Origin of the sequence: Paucisalibacillus globulus, assembly GCF_900184735.1 — a bacterium.
Taxonomy (GTDB): Bacteria; Bacillota; Bacilli; order Bacillales; family Amphibacillaceae; genus Ornithinibacillus; species Ornithinibacillus globulus_B.
Map to the genome: position 1 here is coordinate 136,165 of NZ_LT855392.1, position 25,417 is coordinate 161,581.

At 38.2% G+C, this 25,417-nt stretch carries 21 protein-coding genes; all 21 read right to left on the reverse strand.

What is annotated here, in order from left to right:
- Positions 1-2 precede the first annotated feature (2 nt).
- A complete protein-coding gene (locus BN999_RS11660) occupies positions 3-917 on the reverse strand; it encodes a diacylglycerol kinase (protein ID WP_096271557.1) in 915 nt (304 codons plus the stop codon).
- 213 nt (positions 918-1,130) lie between these two features.
- A complete protein-coding gene (locus BN999_RS11665; protein WP_096271558.1) occupies positions 1,131-1,532 on the reverse strand; it encodes a hypothetical protein in 402 nt (133 codons plus the stop codon).
- A 102-nt stretch (positions 1,533-1,634) separates the two neighbouring features.
- The gene (gene gatB / locus BN999_RS11670) at positions 1,635-3,065 is read right to left on the reverse strand and encodes an Asp-tRNA(Asn)/Glu-tRNA(Gln) amidotransferase subunit GatB (RefSeq protein WP_096271559.1); all 1,431 of its coding nucleotides are present in this window, start codon (positions 3,063-3,065) and stop codon (positions 1,635-1,637) included.
- On the reverse strand, positions 3,065-4,531 hold the full coding sequence (gene gatA, locus BN999_RS11675) for an Asp-tRNA(Asn)/Glu-tRNA(Gln) amidotransferase subunit GatA (protein WP_096271560.1): 1,467 nt from the start codon (positions 4,529-4,531) through the stop codon (positions 3,065-3,067). Before gatA ends, gatB begins: the two co-directional genes overlap by 1 nt.
- Positions 4,532-4,545: 14 nt before the next feature.
- Complete coding sequence (gene gatC / locus BN999_RS11680; RefSeq protein WP_096271562.1) at positions 4,546-4,836, reverse strand: Asp-tRNA(Asn)/Glu-tRNA(Gln) amidotransferase subunit GatC; 291 nt, start codon at positions 4,834-4,836, stop codon at positions 4,546-4,548.
- Positions 4,837-5,126: 290 nt separating this feature from the next.
- Complete coding sequence (locus tag BN999_RS20635; protein ID WP_176481956.1) at positions 5,127-5,279, reverse strand: hypothetical protein; 153 nt, start codon at positions 5,277-5,279, stop codon at positions 5,127-5,129.
- 15 nt (positions 5,280-5,294) lie between these two features.
- Positions 5,295-6,560, reverse strand: a complete 1,266-nt coding sequence (locus BN999_RS11685; RefSeq protein WP_096271564.1) for a helix-turn-helix domain-containing protein — start codon at positions 6,558-6,560, stop codon at positions 5,295-5,297.
- Positions 6,561-6,857: 297 nt separating this feature from the next.
- The gene (pruA, locus tag BN999_RS11690) at positions 6,858-8,405 is read right to left on the reverse strand and encodes an L-glutamate gamma-semialdehyde dehydrogenase (RefSeq protein ID WP_096271566.1); all 1,548 of its coding nucleotides are present in this window, start codon (positions 8,403-8,405) and stop codon (positions 6,858-6,860) included.
- Between the two features lie 174 nt (positions 8,406-8,579).
- Positions 8,580-9,692, reverse strand: a complete 1,113-nt coding sequence (locus BN999_RS11695; protein WP_096271567.1) for a CamS family sex pheromone protein — start codon at positions 9,690-9,692, stop codon at positions 8,580-8,582.
- Positions 9,693-9,706: 14 nt separating this feature from the next.
- Positions 9,707-11,713: an NAD-dependent DNA ligase LigA gene (ligA, locus tag BN999_RS11700; protein WP_096271569.1), complete on the reverse strand. Its 2,007-nt coding sequence runs from the start codon at positions 11,711-11,713 to the stop codon at positions 9,707-9,709.
- Positions 11,714-11,731: 18 nt separating this feature from the next.
- On the reverse strand, positions 11,732-14,011 hold the full coding sequence (pcrA, locus tag BN999_RS11705; protein WP_096271571.1) for a DNA helicase PcrA: 2,280 nt from the start codon (positions 14,009-14,011) through the stop codon (positions 11,732-11,734).
- Between the two features lie 22 nt (positions 14,012-14,033).
- Positions 14,034-14,711: a heptaprenylglyceryl phosphate synthase gene (locus BN999_RS11710; RefSeq protein WP_373453630.1), complete on the reverse strand. Its 678-nt coding sequence runs from the start codon at positions 14,709-14,711 to the stop codon at positions 14,034-14,036.
- Between the two features lie 582 nt (positions 14,712-15,293).
- Positions 15,294-16,487, reverse strand: coding sequence for a class I SAM-dependent rRNA methyltransferase (locus BN999_RS11715; RefSeq protein WP_096271575.1), 1,194 nt, complete (start codon positions 16,485-16,487; stop codon positions 15,294-15,296).
- Positions 16,488-16,621: 134 nt separating this feature from the next.
- Positions 16,622-16,918, reverse strand: a complete 297-nt coding sequence (locus BN999_RS11720) for a YerC/YecD family TrpR-related protein (protein ID WP_096271577.1) — start codon at positions 16,916-16,918, stop codon at positions 16,622-16,624.
- Positions 16,919-16,936: 18 nt separating this feature from the next.
- Positions 16,937-18,004 carry a DUF3048 domain-containing protein gene (locus BN999_RS11725; RefSeq protein ID WP_096271579.1) on the reverse strand — a complete coding sequence of 356 codons (1,068 nt, stop codon included), beginning with the start codon at positions 18,002-18,004 and terminating at the stop codon, positions 16,937-16,939.
- Between the two features lie 56 nt (positions 18,005-18,060).
- Positions 18,061-19,794 (reverse strand): adenine deaminase C-terminal domain-containing protein, encoded by a 1,734-nt coding sequence (locus tag BN999_RS11730; RefSeq protein WP_096271581.1) that lies wholly within the window; start codon positions 19,792-19,794, stop codon positions 18,061-18,063.
- A gap of 734 nt (positions 19,795-20,528) precedes the next feature.
- Positions 20,529-21,788 carry a phosphoribosylamine--glycine ligase gene (purD, locus tag BN999_RS11735; protein ID WP_096271583.1) on the reverse strand — a complete coding sequence of 420 codons (1,260 nt, stop codon included), beginning with the start codon at positions 21,786-21,788 and terminating at the stop codon, positions 20,529-20,531.
- 14 nt (positions 21,789-21,802) lie between these two features.
- A complete protein-coding gene (purH, locus tag BN999_RS11740; protein ID WP_096271585.1) occupies positions 21,803-23,335 on the reverse strand; it encodes a bifunctional phosphoribosylaminoimidazolecarboxamide formyltransferase/IMP cyclohydrolase in 1,533 nt (510 codons plus the stop codon).
- Complete coding sequence (locus BN999_RS11745) at positions 23,332-23,592, reverse strand: hypothetical protein (RefSeq protein WP_141249058.1); 261 nt, start codon at positions 23,590-23,592, stop codon at positions 23,332-23,334. Before BN999_RS11745 ends, purH begins: the two co-directional genes overlap by 4 nt.
- A gap of 217 nt (positions 23,593-23,809) precedes the next feature.
- The gene (gene purN / locus BN999_RS11750; protein ID WP_096271589.1) at positions 23,810-24,394 is read right to left on the reverse strand and encodes a phosphoribosylglycinamide formyltransferase; all 585 of its coding nucleotides are present in this window, start codon (positions 24,392-24,394) and stop codon (positions 23,810-23,812) included.
- Complete coding sequence (gene purM / locus BN999_RS11755) at positions 24,387-25,409, reverse strand: phosphoribosylformylglycinamidine cyclo-ligase (protein WP_096271591.1); 1,023 nt, start codon at positions 25,407-25,409, stop codon at positions 24,387-24,389. The genes purN and purM overlap by 8 nt, the downstream gene beginning before the upstream one ends.
- Positions 25,410-25,417: the final 8 nt, after the last annotated feature.

Below are 25,417 nucleotides of genomic sequence, written 5' to 3' on the forward strand. Positions count from 1 at the left end.
AATTATTCAGTAGTCTCCCTATTTAGATAGGATTCTGGAACAAAAATATCAATATGTTGTTGTAGATTACGGAATTCTCCCGGTAATAGTCCACCATATTCCCCATCTATATTTAATTGCATCTTTTCATCTGGTGTCACTTTAATATGTTTCGCCTTCGAATAGATGACGTGTTTATCTTCTAAATGTGCTCCCCTTAATGCCAAACTAGCAATTCGGATGAATTCTGCTAAGTTCGTTTTACGCAAGATCAATAGATCAAAGTAACCATCATCAAGACAAGCATCTGGAGCGAGCTTTTCAAAACCACCAACTGAGTTTGTATTGGAAATTAAAAAAAGCATGATATCCTCTTCGATAACATTTCCATCATATTCAATTTTTACACGCGCTGGTTTTAACGATGGCAACATTTCAATACCTTTGAAATAATAAGCCATTTGACCAATCATTGTTTTCAATTTGCTTGGTACTTCATACGTTAGTTCGGTAAGCTTCCCGCCACCCGCTATATTTATAAAGTATTGGTCATTTACTTTACCAATATCTAAAAGCATAGACTGATCCTCAATAATGACATCGACAGCTTTTTGAATACTATCTCGTGGAATTGTTAGTGCTCTAGCGAAATCATTTGTTGTTCCTACTGGAATAACCCCTAACTTAGGGCGATATTCCTGTTCTGCAAGACCATTGACTACTTCATTAATCGTACCGTCACCACCTGCAGCAATAACGATATCATACTTTCGTTCCACCGCTATCCGAGCTGCCTTGACCGCGTCACCTTCACCAGTTGTGGCATGTGCAGACGCCTCATAGCCAGCTTTTTCTAGTTTTTCTAGTACCGCTGGTAGTTCCTTTTTAAATGCCTCACGACCAGAAGTTGGATTATATATAATACGGGCTCTTTTCATCTTACATGTCCCCTCTCCAATGCTACATTATGCTTTACTAATGTATTATATTATCTCTTTCATTAATTGGATATTTTTACATGCATATCTATTCTAGCCATAATTTAAGAGTTTGAAAAGTTTTTGGACTAAATCAATAAGATTTTATTAAAGTGGATTGATAGATTAGATATGAGGAGTTGGTGAGAGTTGGGGCTTGTGCCCGGTTTTGCTTTACTTGTGACCGTTCATTTTCAGCTTGTGTCCGATTTCGTGTTCCTTGTGACCAATCAGTTTCACCTTGTGCCTGATTTCGTGTTCCTTGTGACCAATCAGTTTCACCTTGTGCCTGGTTTCACGTTCCTTGTGACCAATCTGTTTCACCTTGTGCCCGGGTTCATGTTCCTTGTGACCAATCTGCTTCACCTTGTGCCCGGGTTCACGTACCTTGTGACCAATCTGCTTCACCTTGTGCCCGGGTTCGCGTTTCTTGTGACCAATCTGCTTCACCTTGCGCCCGCTTTCGCATTCCTTGTGACCAATCACCTTCAGCTTGTGCCCGGTTTCGTGTTCCTTGTGACCAATCACCTTCAGCTTGCACCCAGTTTCGCATTCCTTGTGACCTTCAGGAATCACCTTGTGCCCGTTAAGAAGGAACTTATATATCCCCCACAGCTTTTATTATAGTTATCCTCAAAAAAAGCCTCTACGGGGGAGAATCCCCCATAGAAGGCAACCTTATCTTTTATTCATTTCCTCAATCAAAATCTTGTTCACCATTGGTGGGTTTGCTTGACCTTTGGTAGCTTTCATCACTTGTCCTACTAAGAAGCCTAATGCTCGGTCTTTACCATTCTTAAAGTCGATAATAGACTGTTCATTTTCATTTAGTATACCTGTGATAATCTCACGTAGCTGGCCTTCATCGGAGATTTGAACCATGCCTTTATCTTTTACGATTTTTTCAGGGTCTCCGCCTTTTTCAACTAATTCAGCAAATACTTTCTTTGCAATTTTAGATGAAATCGTACCGTCCTCAATCAATTTAATCATTTTCCCTAATGATTCCGGTGTTAATGCCAGGTCATGAAGTTCTTTATAATGCTTATTCATATATCCTGTAACTTCACCCATTAACCAGTTAGAGGCTTGTTTAATGTCTGCTCCATGGTTCACTGTCTCTTCAAAGAAATCTGCCATTTCTTTAGAGCTAGTTATATTCGCAGCATCATATTCAGATAGGCCAAATTCATCGATATAGCGTTGTTTACGCGCATCTGGAAGTTCTGGAATCTCACTACGAACTCGTTCTTTCCAAGCATCATCAATATAAAGTGGTACTAGATCTGGCTCTGGGAAGTAACGATAATCATCAGAACCTTCCTTAACACGCATTAAAATAGTTTCTTTTGTTTTCTCATCATAACGACGTGTTTCTTGAAGGATTTCTCCACCTGACAATAACACTTTTTCTTGACGTTTCTCTTCAAATTCTAGTCCTTTTTGAACAAACGTAAATGAGTTTAAGTTTTTAAGCTCTGCTTTAGTTCCAAACTTCTCTTGTCCATATGGACGAAGTGAGATGTTTGCATCACATCGCAGGGAGCCTTCTTGCATTTTAACATCAGAAACACCTGTATACTGGATGATTGTTTTTAGCTTCTCTAAGTATGCATAAGCTTCCTCTGGAGTACGCATATCAGGCTCAGAAACAATTTCAATTAATGGTGTACCTTGACGGTTAAAGTCAACATAGGAATATCCATCATCACCATGGGTTAATTTACCAGCATCTTCTTCTAGATGAACACGAGTAATTCCGATTTTCTTTTTCTTACCAGCAACTTCAATTTCAATCCAACCATGCTCACCAATCGGTTGATCAAATTGAGAGATTTGATATGCCTTAGGATTATCTGGGTAAAAATAATTCTTACGGTCGAATTTAGTGTTTGTTGCAATTTCACAATTAAGTGCCATAGCAGCTTTCATGGCAAAGTTAACCGCTTCTTCATTTAATACCGGAAGTACTCCCGGATATCCTAAATCAATTGGGTTAACATTTGTATTTGGTTCAGAACCAAATGCATTTGGGCTAGGACTAAAGATTTTAGATTTTGTTTTTAATTCTACGTGTACTTCAAGACCAATGATTGTTTCGAAATTCATTAGTTAGCACCTCCGATTTGAGGTCGTTTCGTATGATGGTCAGTAGCTTGTTCATAAGCATGTGCCGCACGATAAACAGTACTTTCATCAAAATGCTTCCCGATAATTTGCAATCCAATTGGAAGACCTTCAGGAGAGAATCCACATGGGATTGAGATTCCCGGTACTCCAGCTAGGTTTACAGGTATGGTTAAAATATCATTTGCATACATGGTTAGTGGATCAGCCATTTTTTCGCCAACTTTAAATGCTGGAGTTGGTGTAGTAGGGCCGATTACAACATCATAGTCCTCAAATATTTTATCAAAGTCATTCTTAATTAACTTACGTACTTTTTGTGCTTTTTTATAATAAGCATCATAGTAACCAGAACTTAATGCAAAAGTTCCGAGCATGATACGTCGCTTAACCTCTTCACCGAATCCTTCACTACGAGATTTCTTGAACATATCAATCATGTTCTCTGCATTTTCAGAGCGAACTCCGTAGCGTACACCATCAAAACGGGCAAGGTTAGCAGATGCTTCAGAAGAAGAAAGTAAGTAATATGTCGCAACTGCATATTTGGAATGCGGTAAGGAAACCTCTTCCCAAGTAGCACCTAGTGATTCATATACTTTCAATGCCTCTAATATGGCTTCTTTTACCTCTGGGTTAACCCCTTCAGCTAAGTATTCCTTTGGCACGGCAATCTTAAGACCTTTAACATCGCCAGTTAATGCTTCGGTATAAGACGGAATCTCCACATTTGCACTTGTTGAATCCATTTTGTCATGTCCAGCAATTACTTCTAATACACGGGCATTATCTTCTACTGAACGTGTTAATGGACCAATTTGGTCAAGAGAAGAAGCAAATGCTACTAATCCAAAACGAGAAACAAGTCCATATGTAGGCTTTAATCCCACTACACCACAGAATGCGGCTGGTTGACGAATCGAACCACCAGTATCCGAACCTAGAGAGAACAGAACTTCCCCCGCAGCAACTGCAGCTGCAGAGCCACCACTAGATCCACCTGGAACATGATTCGTATTCCATGGATTTCGGGTTGGAGTGAAGCTTGAGTTTTCATTCGATGAACCCATGGCAAACTCGTCCATATTTAACTTCCCGATATTCACGATTTTTTCTGCATATAACTTTTCTACCACTGTTGCATCATATAGTGGATCATCGAAGTTTCTTAGGAACTGACTTGCACAAGTGGTACGCAGACCTTTCGTGACAATATTATCTTTAATCCCAGCAGGAATACCAAACAACTTCGCTTCTGTATCTTCAGTAGCATCAAGTTCTTTCGCTTTTCTCCGTGCATTTTCTTCATCTAGTGTTAAAAATGCATGGACCTCATCTTCAACTTCATGAATACGTTTATAAGATTCATCAACGAGGTCACTTACTGTAATTTCTTTATTATGTAATTTTGCTTCAATCTCTTTTATACTATGGTCAAATAGTGACATATAATGTTCCCTCCTTATTCAAGTATTGATGGTACACGGAATTGCCCATCTTTATGATCAGGAGCATTCTTTAATGCTTCTTCTCTTGTAGTCCACTGCCTAGGCTCGTCCTTGCGCATTACATTTTTCAAATCTAATACATGGGTAGTCGGCTCAATACCCTCCGTATCTATCTCATTAAGCTGTTCCGCAAATTTAATAATAGAACTTAATTGATTCGTGAACATTTCCGCCTCTTCATCTGATACCTCAAGACGAGCTAAATTCGCAACATGCTTCACTTGTTCTTTTGTAATTTCTGCCATTTTTCGCACCTCCACCAATCTATAAATTATTATCCATTTTTTCGGGTTAAAAAAGCTTTAACAATACTATTGATAATAGCAGAAATCATTAGTACTAGGCAACTTATCCAGTATAATGAAGATTTATTTTAATAACAATTAGTCCCTGAATTATCTCAGAGAAAAATTTTTAACTACTCAAAACAAAAAAAGACCTGAAGTAGTTTCCACACTACCTCAGGCAAAAGTCTATCATATAGTAATAGGGTAAAAAACATAGATTACTGACAAGCTTAAGTAAATTGATGCAATTAGTACAGACTTACTCCGGTAATACTAGCCTTAAAGATGCTTGGCTCTAACTCACCAGTAGTAGCTAAATCTGTTGGCTGATTGTCCTGAGCGAAAAGAAAACCGCCCATTAAAAGTGTGCCAAGTGCTAAAGAAGCGATAACTTTCTTCATGAATACTCCCCCCCTTTACAAATTAACTACTTCCTCATAAGCGAGGTTAGCGAGTTTATAATATTTCACAGAATCCTTATACCTACCTACTGTTTCAAAATGCTTTGCAACCATATTGGAATAAACAATTAGGTTAGCATAGTCTTTTTGCTTTCTGAGATAAGGTATAAATTCTTCTGTTACTAATAAAGTAAATTTATCATGCTGATCATTGATTGCATAAGTGTAAGTATGGATTATGTAGTAGTATAATTTATAGTAAACATCATTTTTAGCTAATTCTAAGACCCTTTCGGCTTCGATAATCATTTCCTGAGCCTTTTCATAATTCTGGATTCTATAATACTCTTTAATCAAATTTGTAAGGGCCATTAATCTACCACTGACCTGAACCTCTTCATCTTTAATAACTTCAATGAAGAACTTAATAGCTTCCTTTGTGTCACCGATAGTTGAATACAAATATCCCAGATTTTGATTAGTTAATTGAATTACTTGCTTACTCTTATTCAATTCTCCTAAATGTTTAGCTAAATTATAATGTTTAATCGCTTTTTCATACATCTTAATTCTACGATATGAAATTCCGAGAACAATATGACACTGTGCACATCTTACAAAGTTATATTCTTTTTGGAATATATCAATTGCTTTCTCTGCATATTCTATTGTCTCCAAGGTGTTTCTAAGCTTACTATGCGTAATTGCCATTGTATATTGAAGATCAGCTTGCTGCACATCTGGCAAGTCAACATGCTTGAATTTCTCTTCTGCAAGTTTGTACATTCGCATCGCCTGAACAAACTCACCCTTATAGGAATTATAATTGCCTTTATACTTAAACCAGTAAAATGAATGCAAGCTATCAAAGTTTCCTGACACTTCATTTAAACTATTAATCTGTTCTAAAGCATTATCTGCTTCTCCCATAATTAGATAGTACCGTATCTTATGAATCTCAAATAGCATCAAACTATCAGAACGAACTAATGTCATCAGTTCATTCAGTTCATTAAATCTTTCGATGATTTCCTCTTTGTCATTCACTTCAAAGAGCATATCGAACCATTGTTCACACTTTTCCTTGATCGTAATGTTTGTCTCGCTGTCTAGTTCAATACCTAAACGTGTGCATAGCATGCTAATTACTTCAGGACTTGCTTCTGTACGAAGGTTTTCAATCTTGGACAAATAGCTCATAGAAACAATTCCTTCTGCTAGTTCTTCTTGAGTCATTCCTTTTTTGACACGTTGCAATTTTATAAAGGAGCCTATTTCCATGCTACTTTCCTCCTATAATTTGCTTCTACTTCTATTTGTTAACTATATGATAGCATAATTTTTATACTTGTATATTGGGAAAGTTGGGGGCAAAAAGGACTAATAAAGCCCAAAAAACTTTCCTACTTTCCTAAAATGAGGAAAGTAGGAAAGTTTTGATAGAAAATTAACCTAGACTTTGTAAAAAGCTGTCGAATTATGACGAAATTATATCGCTTTTTGGTCGGATTTTTCCTATCTTTCATAAAGATGTAAAAAGCCTCTTTCCAATAATTGAAAAGAGGCATAAAATTTATTTTATAGCATTTCAGATGTTGTTTTACCTTGCATATGTTGGACTAGATAATCAGGTCCACCAGCTTTAGAGTCTGTACCTGACATATTGAATCCACCAAATGGTTGGTATCCAACGATTGCAGCAGTACATCCACGGTTGAAGTATAAGTTTCCAACATGGAAGTCTCTACGTGCTTGTTCTAAGTGCTCACGATTATTTGTGATTACTGCACCAGTTAAACCATATTCAGTGTTGTTCGCGATTTCAATCGCTTCATTGAAATCTTTTGCTTTTGTTAAACCAACAACTGGTCCAAAGATTTCCTCTTGCATGATACGAGCTTTTGGATCAAGGTCTGCGATTACTGTTGGATTAACGAACCAACCTTTAGAGTCATCACCTGTACCACCAACTAGAAGATTACCTTCTTCTTTACCAATTTCGATATACTTCATAATCTTATCATAAGAACCTTGGTCAATAACTGGTCCCATGTATAAGTTCTCAGAAGGATCCCCAACTGTTAATTCTTTTGTTAATTCAACAATACGATCTTTAACTTGATCATACACATCCTCATGGATTACTGCTCTTGAACAAGCAGAACATTTTTGTCCTGAGAAACCAAATGCAGAATGAACGATTGATTGTGCCGCTAATTCAAGATCTGCATCTTTATCGACAACAATAGTATCTTTACCACCCATTTCTAAGATGGTACGTTTCAACCAGATTTGACCAGGTTGAATTTTTGCCGCACGTTCAAAGATGTTTAATCCAACTTCACGTGAACCAGTAAAGCTGATGAATCGAGTACGTGGGTGGTTAACTAGATAATCTCCAACCTCTGCACCAGGACCAGGAATGTAGTTAATAATACCAGCTGGCATTCCTGCTTCTTCAAGTACTTCCATGAATTTATAAGCAACAACCGGTGTTACACTTGCAGGCTTTAATAATACGGTATTACCAGTTACCATAGCCGCAACTGCTGTTCCTGCCATAATTGCAAAAGAGAAGTTCCATGGAGAAATTACAAGACCTACTCCTAATGGAATATAATCAAATCGATTATCTTCAATTGGACGACTATTAATTTCCATACCATCTTTCAATTTAAGCATTTGGCGACCATAAAACTCTAGGAAATCAATCGCTTCAGCAGTCTCCCCATCTGCTTCCTTCCATGGTTTACCTGCTTCTTTTACAAGATGTGCATTAAATTCGTGCTTACGGCGGCGTACTATCGCAGCTGCACGGAATAAGATACCTGCACGGAATTTAGGATCAGACATTCTCCAATAGTTTTGGAACTTTTCATCTGCTACTTTCATTGCTTTTTCTGCTAATTCTTTGTTAGCTTTAGAAACATATCCGATTACCTCTTCTTTGTTTGAAGGATTTACGGATACTATTTTATCTTCTGTAAAGATGCGTTCACCATTGATGATTAGTGGATATTCTTTTCCAAGGTCTGCTTCAACCTTCTTTAGTGCATCAAGTATCTGCTGTTTGTTTTCCTCTACTGTAAAATCAGTAAAAGGCTCATGTGTGTACGGTACTACCATAAAATAAAACCTCCTTATTTAATATGCAATATATTACATATGGCTCCGCTTACATAAAGTTCTAAAAATTAAGTCAAACTACAATGAAGTATACAATTTTAAAAAAACGGAGTGGAATATATCCACTCCTTATTCTAACGTAAGATAGAAAACTCTTCAAACATTCTACAATGTTTAATCAAAAAGATGAACTACCGGGTTTTCTTTCCCAGCTTCCCGATAGATATAAGCCTCTAGCTTTTCACTAGAAGTGATTTGAATTTCAATATCATAATTATTAGGGAATTTGTCTTTTACCAAACCATACGTATACTGGGCAAAACCAACAATTTCAGCCTTTCCATTAAACTCTATTGGTACTTCAATAGTTAGTTTTTGAAGTTGTTCATTCACATAGAAACCTTCCCCAATGAATCCCACATAATTTGGGAAAAATTCAGCAACTTCTACCCCAAAGGTATTGACGATTTGAGCATCATCAAAATACTTTTCTTCTGCTTCATTCGAAGGAAATAGAATATAATCTTCTTCAATTCCTTCCCAATCATCAATACTCATTTCACCTTGTTCGATAAATGTTTTCGCAACAAAGTTACCAGGAACAGCCGATCCACGCTCTTCCTCTCGATATATCGCAATCATGATTGGAATATTTTGTAGGCCTTCCATTTGTCGAACTCTTTCTAGTACTGTTTGAGCTACTTCTCTTCCTTTTTCTAGCATATCTGCTTTGGGAATATTTTTATAATAATATGTTCCACCAATTTCAGTCTGAAAACGATATTGTGATTTTAAAGCTAAACCAATAGAAAGCCCAACTAACTCAACTGAATCTTCATTTCGTTTAATGAAGTTCTGTTCTAAGATATGTGATAGGTATCTCGGGTTATCCTCATATACTTCCTTCTCAGAACCTTCTTCTACTTTTGGGTTTAATTCATTAATCCACGAATATACTGTATCCAGATCTAAGTATTGTCCTTCTTCAAAATACACTTCATTAGGATCAAAGTACTCCTTGGAATGACGCATTAGCCCTTGCTCCACCTCATCGATATCGAGACGGTTAGCTATCTGGTTCGTAGTGGCACCTCTTGCCTTACTTGTACGATAGGGCAAAACGACACGATAGTCATCTTCCGATAGTTTATATGTTGGAACAATGGAAGGTTGGCCAGTTGGTTCTTCTTCTTTTTGTACTACTTTATCCTCATCATCTTGTACACTAGGTGTGCAGCTGGCAAGTAAGAAGAGTGTACAAAGTAATGCAATATTAAATTTCTTCAAATGCAACCTCTCCTTTAACCTTCAAGCATTTTCAAGAATTGTTCTTCGTCCCAAATGGTGATTCCAAGTTCTACAGCTTTATCATACTTAGAACCAGCATCAGCCCCTGCAACTAGAAGATCTGTTTTCTTGCTAACACTTCCTGTTACTTTACCGCCTAAAGCTTCAATACGTTCTTTTGCTTCCGGACGGGACATTTGTTCCATTTTACCGGTTAATACTACCGTCTTCCCTACGAATGGATTATCATCATTACTTACCTCAACACGCTTTGGACCTTTATATTTCATATTTAGATTTAGGTCTCTTAATTCGTTTAGTAAATCTGAGACCTTTTCCTCAGCAAAATATTGCACAACGGAATCCGCCATCTTATCACCAATTTCATCAATAGCGATTAAATCTTCGTAAGTTGCCTTTTGCAGGTTATCCATTGTTTCAAATTCCGTTGCAAGTGTTTTCGCTGCTTTTGCTCCAATAAAGCGAATACCTAGACCAAATAATAATCGCTCTAAGGAATTTTCCCTTGAAACTTCAATTGCTTGAAGCAAGTTATCGACTGACTTTTCACCCATACGTTCTAATTGCAATAGTTCATCTCGTTCTAAACGGTAAATATCAGCGATGGTATGAATTAATCCCTCATTAAATAACTGATTAATAACCTTTTCTCCAAGACCATCAATATTCATAGCATTTCTAGATACAAAGTGAATAAGTCCTTCTTGGAGCTGTGCAGGACAATTTGGATTGATGCAGCGTAATGCCACTTCCTCTTCTAATCGGACTAGCTCACTACCACACGCCGGACAATGATCAGGCATATGGTATGGTTCTTCTACCCCAGTACGCTGCTCAGTAATTACTCGTACAACCTCTGGAATGATATCTCCAGCTTTTTTAATGACAACTGTATCGCCAATTCGAATATCCTTTGCACGGATTAGATCTTCATTATGAAGTGATGCACGTTGAACGGTTGTACCGGCTACTCTCACCGGGTCAAGAATGGCTGTAGGTGTAATAACACCGGTACGGCCAACACTTAATTCGATATCTTTAAGTTTCGTCACCACTTCTTCTGCTGGGAATTTATAGGCGATTGCCCAACGAGGACTTTTCACCGTAAAACCTAATTCCTCCTGTTGAGCTAAATCATCCACTTTTATTACAATTCCATCAATCTCATAAGGTAGATTAGGACGCTCTTTTGTCCAGTACTCGACATACTCTAGAATTTCTTCAATAGAATCACATTTTTTCCACTCTGGATTCGTTTTAAATCCAAGTTCTTTCAACTGATTAAGACGATCACTATGTGATTCAACCGTATCTGCTTCCCATTCTCCAATAGCATACAAGAAGACATCTAAGTTACGGGATGCTGCAATTTTTGGATCTAATTGTCTTAATGAACCTGCAGCTGCATTTCTTGGGTTAGCAAATAGCTCTTCTCCATTTTCTTCTCTTTGCTTATTCAGAGCAAGGAAGGATTTATGTGGCATATAGCACTCCCCACGAACTTCAATCTTCCTTTTTTCTTTTATCGAAAGTGGGATACTCTTGATTGTCCGTAAGTTACTAGTAATATCCTCACCTGTTGTTCCATCACCACGTGTTGCTCCCCGGACAAATTGACCATTTTCATAAGTAAGTGAGATGGCAAGCCCATCTATTTTTAGTTCACAGACATAGGACAAGGCTTTATCTGTCCCTTGGCTTGCCCGTCGAGCAAAATCTCGAAGGTCTTGTTCATTAAATGCATTACCGAGACTTAACATGGGAATGGTATGCTGTACTTTCTGAAATCCTTCAAGTGGTTGACCACCAATACGTTGGGTCGGTGAATCACTCGTAATGAGTTCCGGGTATTCTTCTTCTAATCTTCTTAGTTCCTCGAGTTTTTGGTCATATTCTGAATCAGGAACCGATGGATTATCTAACACATAATACTCATGGGCATACCGATTCAATAACTCTTTTAAGGATGCTACTTTTTCCTGTGCTTGGGCTATCTCCATGCATCAAGCACCTCCCTATCATTGTTTCGTAATTGGTGCAAATTTTGCTAATAGACGTTTAATACCAGTTGGCGCTGGAAAGGCGACATCAAGTTCCATTTTATCTCCTTCACCTTGAACCTTCACCACTGTACCGACTCCCCATTTCTTATGCTCCGCCTTATCACCTGGTTTCCATGTTTCATTTTCAGCACCAGTTGTTGGTTGTACTCGCTCGGCACTGCGTCTTGGCGGTTGAGCAGGTTGAGGCGTTGTTGGTTGTGTTCTAGGACTACCAAATGGACTTCGTTGCCTTTCACCACCAAAATCTTTTCTAAATGGAGAAGAGCCGAACATAGTTGCTTTCGCTTGTTCGATTCCTTCCACTAATTCTTCAGGAATTTCATTAATGAATCGACTCATCGGATTCATATTAGTTCTTCCATATAGAGTACGCATTTTGGCATTTGTTAAATAGAGTTGTTTTTCAGCACGTGTAATTCCTACATATGCAAGACGACGTTCCTCTTCCATTTCCTCCTCATCAAACATAGCACGACTATGAGGAAATACATTCTCTTCCATCCCAATTAAAAATACAATCGGGAACTCTAGTCCTTTTGCAGCATGTAACGTCATTAATGTAACTTTTTCCTCGTTATCTGGATCTTCTTCATCTACACGATCTATATCAGCAACTAATGCTAAATCTGTTAAGAAAGCTATCAGTGTTTTATCCTCACTTGTTTCCTCAAAATCCTGTGTTACGGTCATGAATTCTTCCAAGTTTTCCAGACGACTTTGCGATTCAATTGAGCGTTCGTTTTTCAGCATCTCTTCATAACCTGAACGTTCTAGTACCTGTTCCACCATATCGGTAGCAGTTAAGTAATCTTGTTGCTGGTTAAGTGTTTTTATTAAGTTTCCAAATTCAGCTAATGCATTTGCTGCCTTTTTGGGAACTCCAGTAAAGTCTACTACTTCTACTGCCTGGTAAAATGACATGTCATTATCTGCTGCATATGCTCTTAAGCGTTCAATGGATGTTTTCCCAATACCACGTTTTGGTTCATTAACCACGCGTTCAAAACTCAAGTCATCATCAGGATTTGTAATTAAGCGTAGGTAGGCAATCATATCTTTAATTTCTTTACGGTCGTAGAATCGCATCCCACCAACCATTTGATATGAAACTCCAGATTTCATTAACGTATCCTCGACAGCACGAGACTGGGCATTGGTACGATACAGAATCGCAATATCACTTGGCGTATATCCTTCTTCTCGAACTAGTTCTCGTATTTTATCCGTAATATATAAAGCCTCATCTTGTTCTGTTGCACCTTGATAGTACATAATCTTCTGACCATCAGGATTTTCTGTCCAAAGGTTTTTCGGCTTTCGTCCAGGATTATTTGCAATTACCTTGTTTGCAGCTTCTAGTATCGATTTTGTTGAACGGTAGTTTTGCTCTAAGAAAACTGTTTTCGCTTGTGGATAATCTTTTTCAAAGGAAAGGATATTCGCAATATCCGCTCCACGCCAACGATAAATCGACTGATCAGAGTCCCCTACCACACAAAGGTTCTGAAATCGATTGGCTAATTGTTTGACTAATGTATATTGCGCATGGTTCGTATCCTGATACTCATCGACATGGATATATTGGAACCTGCGTTGATAATATTCCAACACTTCTGGTACTCGCTTAAACAAATGGATTGTTTGCATAATTAAATCATCAAAATCAAGCGATTGATTTTTACGAAGTACTTTTTCATACCCTTCAAAGACACGGGCAACTTGACGGTCATAGAAATTACCAGCTTTATTACTGTACTCTTCGGCAGTGACTAATTCATTTTTCGCACTACTAATTTGATTTTGCATCGCACGTGGTTCAAATTGCTTGTTATCAATATTTAATTCCTTGATAACTTGTTTGATAACAGATAATTGATCCCCACTGTCTAATATAGTGAAGTTACGACTATAACCAATACGATCAATATCTCTACGTAAAATGCGGACACACATCGAGTGAAAAGTGGAGACCCACATATCTGTTGCTTCCGGTCCAACTAGCTTACTAACACGATCCTTCATTTCTCTAGCGGCTTTGTTCGTGAAAGTAATGGCTAGTATATTACGAGGAGAAACATCTTTCTCCCCCATTAAGTATGCTATACGGTGTGTTAGTACACGAGTCTTACCACTTCCAGCACCAGCCATAATTAATAATGGTCCATCTGTATGTTTAACAGCTTCTTGTTGCTGTTTGTTCAATCCTTTTATCAACTCATCGATTGTACGACTCATGTCAAAACACCTTCCTAAAAAATCAATTATCTTTTATTGCTTGTACGGTCTTTAATGCTTCCTTCAGATTAGTATAAATGCTATTCCCAACTACAATAACATCTGCATATTGTTTCATTTCTTTTGCCTGTTCAGCGGTTTCTATTCCACCGCCATAGAAAAGAAGTGTATCACGCAGCTCGGCTTTTGCCTTCTTTACTAATTCAGGATTACCATATTTACCACTGTATTCAACATAAAAAATTGGTAAATGAAAAATATTTTCAGCCATGTAAGCATATGCAACCACATCTTCGTCTGTCGGCAACTTACATTTTGTGTGCTGGAAAGCCTTTGCTTCTTCATTTAAGATGCAGTAGCCCTCAACAAAAATTTCATCCCAATTCATAATATCTTTATATTCTTTTATTGCTTCGTGATGAATATCCATCATCCATTCTTTCTCGGTACTATTCATGACCATGGGGATATGATAGTAATCAAATCCTGGTGTGATTGCTTCCATGGTGGAGATTTCTAGGACTACTGGTACGGTATATCGACGGATGCTTGAAAGTAGATCTAATACACCATCTAAAGTTATGTTATCTGTTCCGCCAACTATTATTGCATCAGTTCCGGATTCACAGACTAACTCTAAGTCTTCGTCTGAGATTTCTTTTGCTGGGTCAAGCTTAAATACATGGTTCCATTCTTTCATATTGGTATACAACGGTCTAGTCCTCCATTATTGTTTTCCATCTGTATATTATAGCAAAAATATTGGGTGGGATTTAGTGATATGTATAAAATTAAAAGGAAAATAAATGGTTAACGTATAGTTTGTTACTGTTGATAGAAACTGTGCGGTAAATAAGCATTTTGGATAGAGCATCATACCCGCTACGGAAAAACACTACGCTTTCCGCGGGCACGGCCTCAGCCTCCTCGAGGAAAGTTCACCTCTGCGGGGTCTTCGGACACGTGCTATTCCCGCAGGAGTCTTCGTGTTTTTCCTTCGCTAGCATGTGTGTCAATTTATTACCCCGAATATTTAATATAGATAATCAACTAATAGCAGACATCTCTCAATAGAAGAATTCACTAGCGTAGGCAGAATACGGAGACTCCTGCGGGAGGATAGGCATAGGTGAGACCCCGCAGTGCGATAGCACGAGGAGGCTCACCAGCCGCCCGCGGAAAGCGGAGTATTCTGCCGGAGCGGTAATCGTTCCACTATCCCCTTTTAATTATGAGGGTTAATAGTACGTTACCGCCCAGTTTCTATCTACTATTCGTTCGGTTAAACAACCTTTTTTACAAATACTACTTTCAAATAATTCCCTTCAGGGTATTCTTTGACGGTTCTAAAGTCGTTTGGTAGGGTGAATTGCTCTAGTATTTGGTATTTATGTCCGGTTTCTTGGAAGGCTTTTTGGATGAAGCCTTTGAATTTGGACATTCCGAATGCGCTTGAGTTTGTTGATGCTACAATCACTCCGTTGTCTTCGGTGATTGCAATTGTTTCTTTTAATAGTTTGGTGTAGTCTTTTTCTGCACTGAATACTACTTTTTTAGATCTTGCGAAGCTTGGTGGGTCTAAGACTACTAAATCAAACTTTAGATTTTTTCTTACTGCATATTTATAATATTTAAATACATCTTCTACGATAATGTCTTGAGCTTCATAATCTATTCCGTTGAGGCTAAGTTGTTCGATTGTCTTTGGCTTACTCCGATTAGCAAGGTCTACACTGGTTGTTTTGGTTGCTCCGCCTAATGCAGCAAATACGGAAAATGCCCCGGTGTAGGAAAATGTATTAAGCATATTGGTCCCTTTAGCATACTTGTCTCGTATGGTTTTTCGTACTTCTCGTTGGTCCAAAAACACCCCAACCATGGCACCCTCATTTAAATACACGGCAAATTGAACACCATTCTCTTTAACAATAAGTGGAAATTCACCACGTTCACCTGCTACAAAATCATCATCTTCAAGGTACTGACCCTTCGCATCAAATCGCTTCTTTTGATATATTCCTTTATATTCAACTGATTCTTGAAGTGCATCAAGAATCGCTTTTCGGAAGGAATAAATTCCTTTGCTGTACCAATTGATTAAATAATATCCATCAAAATAATCAATCGTAATACCACCTACACCGTCTCCTTCACCATTGAAGACACGAAAGGCATTTGTATCTTCATCTGCAAAAAAATCTTCTCTTCTATTAAGAGCAGCAATGATTTTATTTTTGAAGAAGTTCTTATCGAATTTTTCATGTTCATTCTTGCTGAGGACCCAGCCATAGCCTTTGTTTTGTCTGCCATAATAACCTTTTGCAATAAACTTATTTTTCTCATCAACGAGGTTGACGACCGTTCCTTCTTCTTTTAGGTCTTTTTGATTTAAGATGGCATCAGTCAAAATAAGTGGGAAGCCACTTCTATATTTATTAACAAATTTCGAATTAACTTTTAAACGTATGTCCTGCATGTATTTCAAATCCAATCTTATGTTTTTCTTGATTGTAACACAGGAGTTCTGGAAGTTCTAAATTATAGGGTAAGACATTTAAGAAGTAAAAAAAGACATGTATTCCAATTCGAATACATGTCTTCAACCATGAATTATTCTTTTTCTAGTGTCCGTTCCAAAACGAGCTTATAACCATCACTACCATAATCAATACAACGTCTTACCCTTGAAATGGTTGCAGTCGATGCTTTTGTTTCTTTTTCTATTGTTTTATAGGTAAATCCCTCTGTAAGCATTTTAGCTACTTGGAGTCTTTGGGAAAGGGATTGTATCTCCCCCATTGTTGCAATGTCATCAAAGAATCGATAGCATTCCTCGCGATCTTTCAATGATAATATAGCATCAAATAAATGGTCTAGTTCTTCCCCACGTAATTTATCAATTTGCATGATGAAACCTCCTACTCCCTACTCTCCAGTAATCGTAACAGAATTATCCATTCCTGGGTTAGTTGGAACTACATTAATCCAAGTCTTTCCAGGAACAAAGCCAATTACTTTTCCGTCCTTCACAGCTACTAGCTGTCCATCCTGGTTTTCCCACTCGACCTTCTGTACTTTCCCTTTTTGAATGAGATATGCATTTCCACCATCATAGAAGTCTATAGCGCGACGTCCCGCGTCATCAATTACTTCATGGTATGTCTCGATAATAAATATATTATCAACCTGAATTGGTTCGTTCGTATTTAATTCAACTGTCATTTCCCCATCATTATAGCGATTATACTTTTCGGTAGTAGGGTCATATTCATATTCCACGATATTCATAGGTTTATTGGAATAAACTATCTCTACATGATTGGCTATATCTCCATTAATTGTCTCTATTTCCGCATCCGTTAGAAACGGCAAGGGCTTGTGTTCTGCAGAGACTTCATAACCAATATCACTTGCTACCTTGTGTGCATTTCCAAATAACAAATAAGAGTTATGTGGTGCTACACGGAATGATTCTCGTTTAAATAGATTACCATCATTGTCATAAATGGCCCCGTCGAGATGATCAATACCTCGATTATCAAGCATTTCATTAACAAATCCAGCTGCTCCATGGTAGATATAAAGTGCATTATAACGATTAGCAAGGTCAAAGTAGTACTCTCTAGCACTACGAACCGGCCCTACAACTTCTGGTTGTTCACTATGGAATACAGCCAGAAATCTAGTAATCATACCTTCAGCTAATATCTCGAATACAATGTCTGCTTGTGACAATCCAGTCTGCGGGCGAGCCTTCGTATGATTATTAACCATAACTCCTACCGCGCGATTGCTTACATCTTCATTTGTCTGAATACCTGTAAACGGATATATATTTGAATACTGTGGCTCTTCAGCCTCTTCATCTTGTTCTGGTTCCGTTACTTCCTCAACTTCTTCTTCTGGGTCAGAATCTTTATCTGTTTTATCACTACATGCACCCAAAAGGAATAGCATACTTACTGCTACTAGTAGCAAAATCCATTTTCTCATATTCCCAACACCTTTAATCTAATAATTTGAGTCCTAAGTCCTACTACTATTATATGTTAACGCATGGTTGCTGGGAAGAGCACTTCTCGTTTTTTAATATCCATGATTCCTTCTTGTGTAATTCGAATATATGGCAAGTGTGTTGATGACAAGAATAAAATACTATAGATTGGATCATTAAATTGATAGCCAAATTCCATAAACTTTTTCTTTAGTTCCTGTTCTTTTTCAATCAATTCCTCCATATTGCCGGCAAACATTTTTCCTGCGAGCCTTAATGGAAGTTCAGCAATTATCTCACCTTCATGCACAAGAACTATTCCACCACCTAACTCCTTTAATCGCTTCCAAGCTAGGAGTATATCTTGTTTGTTTTTTCCGATGAATACAAAATCACCTGTTTGTGAAAAAGAACTAACTAACCCACCAAGATTCTTAGTAAAGCCACGAATAGTCGTGTTTACACGCCATTCTCCCTGTTTATCCAATAATAATAAAAATGCATCATCACGATTTTCTGGCAGTTTTTCCACTGTAATATCCGTTTGAATCGCATATGGCTTAATAATGACATCATTAACCATATCTAACCCAATCGGTGTAGAGAATTGCAAATCACTAATCTCCAATTCCCAATCAAATTCCAGTGGCTTGATATGATACTTTTCCCAGTCAATATAAGTAGGAAGTTCTTGCTCAACACCATCTTTAACAATCCATTTCCCTTTCGCTAAGACACTTTCCGGATGTGGATTGTCCTTCCGTTGTAATATGTTAATATTGGCAATTCGACCAGGTGCTATACACCCTAATTGTTCTTCTAAATGGAAATGCTTTGCCACATTAAACGTTGCCATTCGATATGCGTCCTCTAAAGGTACCCCTTTTTGAATTGCAATATCAATACATACATTCATTAATCCATTCTTATAAAATCCTGGTGTGCCACCATCTGTTGTCATGGTAAGCTGGTCAAAGTTAGTTAACCCTGCTTCAATAACTTCCTCTAATAGCTGTGGAAGATCTGGTCGAATGGAAGAATAACGTAGCCCAACTTGATAGCCAAGTCGTAATCTCTTTAATACATCTTCACCACTTATCGATTCATGATCAGCCGATATCCCTAGAAGTTTCAGTTTGGTGAGGGTATTTTCTGACGCACCAGGCAAATGTCCTTCAATTGGCTTCCCTTTTCGCTTCGCCTCCTGAATCCAATAGAGTAATCGATCATCCCCATTTAGTAGACTCGGCCAGCCTGTTAATTCTCCACCTTGAATAACACTCGGATGTGAAACCCAATCCATCATATCCTCTGTATTAAAAAGCCCTTCCTCATTATGAAGTGCCGTTTGCGGGTCAAATCGACTCCACCAAAACATCGAGATTGGTAGTTTATTAAACTCATCAATAATAGAAAACGCTTTCTTTTTATCTAATAAAAAAAGCCACGATAAATTATCATTAACTAAAGTCGTTGTTCCAAATTTTGCGGCATGTGTCGCTAATATCTCTGGGTTATATAATTGAAATGGGTGTGCATGTGGCTCCATATAACCAGGCACAACATACTTCCCTTCACAGTCTATTATTTCATTCGATTGTTCTGGAAGTTTTTCACCGACATAAACTATCCGCTCATTATAAATCCAAATATTTGCCGTTAACCATTGATTTACATACATATTTAAATAGGTTGCATTCTTAAGTACAAGAGTTGGTGTCATTTCCCCCTCTACTACCTTCACATGCTTTCTCAGCTCATAATTTCTCCAATATCCATTCTCTAACATAGGGCAACTCTCCAAATTTGTTCTTTTTATAATTGTAACACAATTCACGCTTTATTACTGTAAAGTTTTTGTTAACTAGAGTGAAAAATTTGTGACAATGTCTATTTAGATTCAGCTTTGGAATGATGAATGAGAGTGCTCTATGATTCATTTTGAATTTGATTTGTGGATGATAAGAAGAATGGGAGTCTTCTATTCTTCATTTCGAGCTTAATTTATGGTTGAAAAGAAAAATGAGCGTCTTCTATACTTTATTTTGAGCTTGATTTATGGTTGAAAAGAAGAATGAGAGACTTCTATACTTCATTTCGAGCTTATTTTGTGGTTGAAAAGAAAAATGAGCGTCTTTTATACATCATTTTGAGCTTGAATTATGGTTGAAAAGAAGAATGAGAGACTTCTATACTTCATTTCGAGCTTATTTGTGGTTGAAAAGAAGAATGAGAGACTTCTATTCTTCATTTCGAGCTTAATTTATGGTTGAAAAGAAAAATGAGAGGCTTCTATACTTCATTTTGAGCTTGATTTATGGTTGAAAAGAAGAATGAGAGACTTCTATACTTCATTTCGAGCTTATTTTGTGGTTGAAAAGAAAAATGAGCGTCTTCTATACTTCATTTCGAACTCAGTTTTTGATTGAAAAGAAAAATGAGAGTCCTCTATACTTCATTTCGATATCAAAGAAAGGTTGGATTGAGGAATAGGATCAGATATACAAAGTAAAAAAAACGCTCTTACCCAAGAGCGCCTTCCTTAATTTTACCAATATCAGTTCTGTAGAAAAACCCGTCTAGCATTTCATTTGGCGGGAGACTTTCATACACTACTCTGCCAGTTGCCTCTAAAGAACTACCCTTTGCCCCAACCAAAAGTACACGGCCACCATCAGAGACATAGCCAATTTCCGTATTTTTAACACCTGCATAAATTACAAATGAATCACCAGTTATGTTGGGTAATACTACCCCTTTTTGGTAGTCCGCGGGATAGCCAACCGATGCCATTACTACACCGATACAGAAATCATCTTCCCATTCTAACTTAGGATCTTCGCCATCAAGCACATCTAACATTACTTGTAATAGATCATTTTTTAATAGTGGTAATACTACTTGGGTTTCGGGGTCCCCAAATCTAGCATTAAATTCAATTACCTTTGGCCCTTCCTCGGTCATGATTAAACCTGCATATAAAATACCTGTGAATGAACGATTTTCTGCAACCATACCACTCGCAGCTTTTTGCAATATTTCACTAGTAGCAAAATCTACTGTTTCTGCGGCAATATCTGGAACAGGTGCATAAGCACCCATTCCACCCGTATTCGGTCCCTCATCATAGTCAAATGCTCGCTTATGATCTCTTGCCGGAATCATCGGATAGACCTTCTCACCATTTACAAAAGCCATTAAGGAGAACTCTTTACCGACTAGGAAATCCTCTACCACAACAGTCGCGCCTGCTTCTGAGAAAGATTTAGAAACTAACATATCATCAATCGCTTCATATGCCATTTCCTTCGTTTCAGCAACCACAACACCTTTTCCAGCAGCCAGTCCATCCGCTTTGATTACAATTGGTACACCTTTTTTGTCCACATAATGTTTCGCCATAACCGGATCCGAAAACGATTCATAGCCTGCTGTCGAAATCTGATACTTTTCCATAAATTCTTTGGCAAAGCTTTTACTCCCTTCGATTAATGCCGCTTCCTTACTAGGTGCAAATACTCGAAGTCCTTCCGCTATAAAATCATTTGCAATTCCTTCCATAAGAGGATTTTCTGGTCCTATAATAGTAAGTTCAATTTGATTTGACTTTGCAAACTCTATTAGACTATTACTATCTGTTTCCTCGATAGGTACCACAGTCGCTAGACTTTCCATCCCTACATTTCCAGGTGCTACATATAACTCACCAACCGTTGTACTCTCTGAAAGTTTCATTATAATACTATGTTCACGACCACCGCGTCCAACTACCAGTACGTTCATCATTGGCCCCCTTATCAATGTTTGAAATGGCGCATTCCTGAGAACACCATCGCAATCCCATGTTGATTACATACATCAATTGAATCCTGATCTCGTTTCGAACCACCAGGTTGTATGATGGCTGTTACCCCGGCCTTGATTGCCTCTTCCACAGTATCTGGCATTGGGAAAAATGCATCGGATGCCATAACAGATCCAATCGCTTTTTCACCAGCTTGCTCTATTGCTATTCTAGCTGCACCAACACGATTCATTTGTCCTGCACCAACACCGATTGTTTGCTTATCCTTGGCTAAAACGATTGCATTAGATTTCACATGTTTGACTGCCTTCCATGCAAATAATAGATTTTCAATCTCTTCTTTGGAAGGGGTCCTTTCTGTGGCCACTTCAAGATTACTATCCTCTATAACGCCATTGTCCCTACTCTGTATAAGAACACCGCCATCAATCGTTGTTAACTTATGAGTTGTCGAATCTTTCTTTGACATCTCCATTCGTAATAGGCGAATATTTTTCTTTCTTGAAAGGATCTCAAATGCTTTTTCCGAGAAACTAGGTGCAATAATGATTTCAAGAAAGATTTCACTAAGTTGTTCAGCAGTTTGTGAATCAATTACACGATTCAAGGCAATAATCCCACCAAAGATTGAAACCGGATCCGCTTCAAAGGCTACACGGAATGCATCTGCAATTGACTCACCCATACCAATACCACAAGGATTCATATGCTTCACCGCAACCGCTGTTGGCTCGTCATACTCTGCTAATATCTCAATTGCAGCATTTGCATCTTGAATATTATTGTAAGAAAGCTCTTTACCATGTAATTGTTTCGCCGTAGCAAGACTCAACCCATTTTGAATTGGATTTTTGTAAAATGCAGCCTCTTGATGAGGGTTTTCCCCATATCGTAGAGATTGAACTTTTTCATATGTAGCCGTATAGGTTTCTGGAAATTTTTCTCCTGTTTGGGTAAGAAAATAGTTTGCAATCATGGCATCATAATTGGCGGTATGGCGAAATACCTTTGCAGCAAGTCTTTGATGTAATTCTAGATTTATAGAATTATTTCTTAATCCCTCAAGAATCGAATTGTAATCTTTAGGGTCAACTACAACCATAACATCCACAAAATTCTTCGCAGCAGAACGCAGCATAGTTGGACCACCAATATCTATGTTTTCAATAATGTCTTCCTTAGATACCCCATTTCGTTCAAGCGTTTGTTTGAATGGGTAAAGGTTCACCACAACCATATCAATTGGATTAATTTGGTTTTCTTCTAATTGCTTAAGGTGGTCCGGATTTGAACGTTTTGCTAACAAGCCACCATGTACCATGGGATGTAGTGTTTTCACACGACCATCTAAAATTTCAGGGAATCCCGTAACTTGATCCACAGGAATTGCTGGTACACCAGCATCTTGAAGCACGCTTAACGTTCCACCTGTTGAGATAATCTCAAAGCCTAGATCTACTAAGCCACTAGCAAATTCTACGATGTTTTGTTTATCAGAAACACTAATTAATGCACGCTTTTTCATATTTTCACTCCTTGGTTTCGCTTTTCTATGGTTGGTTGGGTTAATTGTTTAGTAGGTTTAATTAACTTGGATTTGGTTTGAAGGTCTCTTGTTTTGGGTGCATGGTATGATTTGCCGGGCTCATACTCTAATTCATTGTGACCATGCTCCGCAGAGTTGGGTACAAGATTCTCATTCTTGGGTGCATGGTTTACATTATCAGGCTCATACTCCAAATCATCGGGAGCATAGTTCTCATTCTCGGGCACATGATCCACTCAGTTAGGCACAAGATTCTCATTCTTGGGTTCATGGTTTACATTATCAGGCTCATACTCCAAACAATCGGGAGCATAGTTCTCATTCTCGGGCACATGCTCCACTCAGTTAGGTACAAGGTTCTCATTCTTGGGTACATGGTTTACATTATCAGGTGCATACTCCTCCCCACCAGGCTCATGCCCCTCTCATGCCTCTCAACCCTACAACAAATCATTACTCCACCGGCCAAAGTCTCTTCATCCTAACCACCTGATTAATAACCTCTGGATACAACTCATGTTCGACTTTTTGAATACGGTATTTTAACGTTTCTTCCGTGTCTTCTGGTAAAACCTCAACCTGCTTCTGAGCAATGATTGGGCCTGTGTCCATCCCTTCATCAATATAGTGTACCGTTACTCCAGTAACCTCAACGCCCGCTCTATACGCCTGGCCTATTGCATCCTTTCCAGGAAATGCTGGAAGTAGTGAAGGATGGATATTCAATATTTTTCCTTGATAAGCATTTAACAGTGTAGGGCCGACTAAGCGCATAAATCCTGCTAGAAATATCCATTCAACCTCTGATTCCCTAACAACTTGAAGGACTTCTGTTTCATATACATGTTTGTCTTTAAACGCTTTTGGGTTTAAAACAAACGTTTGTACACCAAAATCTGTTGCCTTCTCTATTACGCTAGCACCAGGGTTATCACAAACTAGTAAAACAATCTCACAAGCTAGTTCTTTACAGTTCATCATCGCTTCAAAATTGCTACCAGTTCCGGAGGCAAATACGGCTGCTTTTACTTTATTCATACCGAAAATGTACTCCTTTTTCTGTTACAACTTTCCCAATAACAACCGCATCTTCTCCTACTTCCGATAAGGAGGATATAGTCGAAACAACGTCTTCTTCTGAAACGACAATTGCCATACCGATTCCCATATTGAAAATACCAAACATATCATCAAGAGAGAGGTCGCCCCTCGTTTGTAAAAACGGGAAAATCTCTGGGATATTCCAGCTACCTACCGAAATCTCTACACCTAGTTCTTCTGGTAACATTCTTGGAATATTTTCATAGAATCCGCCACCGGTTATATGTGAGATTCCTTTAACAGAAACCTTATCCATTAATTGATTTATAGGTCTCGAATAAATACGGGTTGGCTCTAGTAAACGCTCACCAAGAGACTTTGATAACCCAGGATAAACTTCTTCAAATTCGAGTCCAGCAACAAGCTTCCGTACCAAAGAATAACCATTCGAATGAATGCCACTTGATGGCAGCCCAACTACGATATCGCCAGCTTGAATAGATTCACCAGTTACTAACTTCGATTTCTCTGCAATTCCAACTATGAAACCAGCTAAATCGTATTCATTTTCCTCATACATACCAGGCATTTCTGCTGTTTCTCCGCCAATTAATGCTGCATTAGCTTGAGTGCATCCTTCAGCAACTCCCGAAACAATTTGTTCAATACGTGCTGGGTCATTTTTTCCGCAAGCAATATAATCAAGGAAAAATAGGGGTTGTGCTCCTTGGGCAACGATATCATTAACACACATGGCAACTAAGTCGATCCCTACCGAATCATGTTTATCCATCTCAAACGCTAGCTTAAGTTTGGTTCCTACTCCATCTGTACCAGACACTAGTACCGGCTCTTGATATGAAAGAGATGTTAATTCAAATAATCCAGCAAATGCACCTATTCCACCGAGTACTTCTGGTCTAGTTGTTTTGGCAATATGCTTTTTCATTCGTTCAACCGCTTCATAGCCAGCCTCTACATCGACCCCTGCCGCCTTATATATATTCGACACTTTGCACA

Excerpts from the sequence above, each read along its gene's own strand:
- ligA (WP_096271569.1), bottom strand. The coding sequence starts at position 11,713 with ATGGAGATAGCCCAAGCACAGGAAAAAGTAGCATCCTTAAAAGAGTTA.
- gatA (WP_096271560.1), bottom strand. The coding sequence starts at position 4,531 with ATGTCACTATTTGACCATAGTATAAAAGAGATTGAAGCAAAATTACAT.
- gatC (WP_096271562.1), bottom strand. The coding sequence starts at position 4,836 with ATGGCAGAAATTACAAAAGAACAAGTGAAGCATGTTGCGAATTTAGCT.
- purH (WP_096271585.1), bottom strand. The coding sequence starts at position 23,335 with ATGAAAAAGCGTGCATTAATTAGTGTTTCTGATAAACAAAACATCGTA.
- pcrA (WP_096271571.1), bottom strand. The coding sequence starts at position 14,011 with ATGAGTCGTACAATCGATGAGTTGATAAAAGGATTGAACAAACAGCAA.
- BN999_RS11720 (WP_096271577.1), bottom strand. The coding sequence starts at position 16,918 with ATGCAAATTGATAAATTACGTGGGGAAGAACTAGACCATTTATTTGAT.
- purD (WP_096271583.1), bottom strand. The coding sequence starts at position 21,788 with ATGAACGTACTGGTAGTTGGACGCGGTGGTCGTGAACATAGTATTATA.
- BN999_RS11710 (WP_373453630.1), bottom strand. The coding sequence starts at position 14,711 with ATGAAAGAATGGAACCATGTATTTAAGCTTGACCCAGCAAAAGAAATC.
- BN999_RS11715 (WP_096271575.1), bottom strand. The coding sequence starts at position 16,487 with ATGCAGGACATACGTTTAAAAGTTAATTCGAAATTTGTTAATAAATAT.
- pruA (WP_096271566.1), bottom strand. The coding sequence starts at position 8,405 with ATGGTAGTACCGTACACACATGAGCCTTTTACTGATTTTACAGTAGAG.
- gatB (WP_096271559.1), bottom strand. The coding sequence starts at position 3,065 with ATGAATTTCGAAACAATCATTGGTCTTGAAGTACACGTAGAATTAAAA.
- BN999_RS11730 (WP_096271581.1), bottom strand. The coding sequence starts at position 19,794 with ATGTTAGAGAATGGATATTGGAGAAATTATGAGCTGAGAAAGCATGTG.
- BN999_RS11660 (WP_096271557.1), bottom strand. The coding sequence starts at position 917 with ATGAAAAGAGCCCGTATTATATATAATCCAACTTCTGGTCGTGAGGCA.
- BN999_RS11685 (WP_096271564.1), bottom strand. The coding sequence starts at position 6,560 with ATGGAAATAGGCTCCTTTATAAAATTGCAACGTGTCAAAAAAGGAATG.
- purN (WP_096271589.1), bottom strand. The coding sequence starts at position 24,394 with ATGAATAAAGTAAAAGCAGCCGTATTTGCCTCCGGAACTGGTAGCAAT.
- BN999_RS11725 (WP_096271579.1), bottom strand. The coding sequence starts at position 18,004 with ATGAGAAAATGGATTTTGCTACTAGTAGCAGTAAGTATGCTATTCCTT.
- BN999_RS20635 (WP_176481956.1), bottom strand. The coding sequence starts at position 5,279 with ATGAAGAAAGTTATCGCTTCTTTAGCACTTGGCACACTTTTAATGGGC.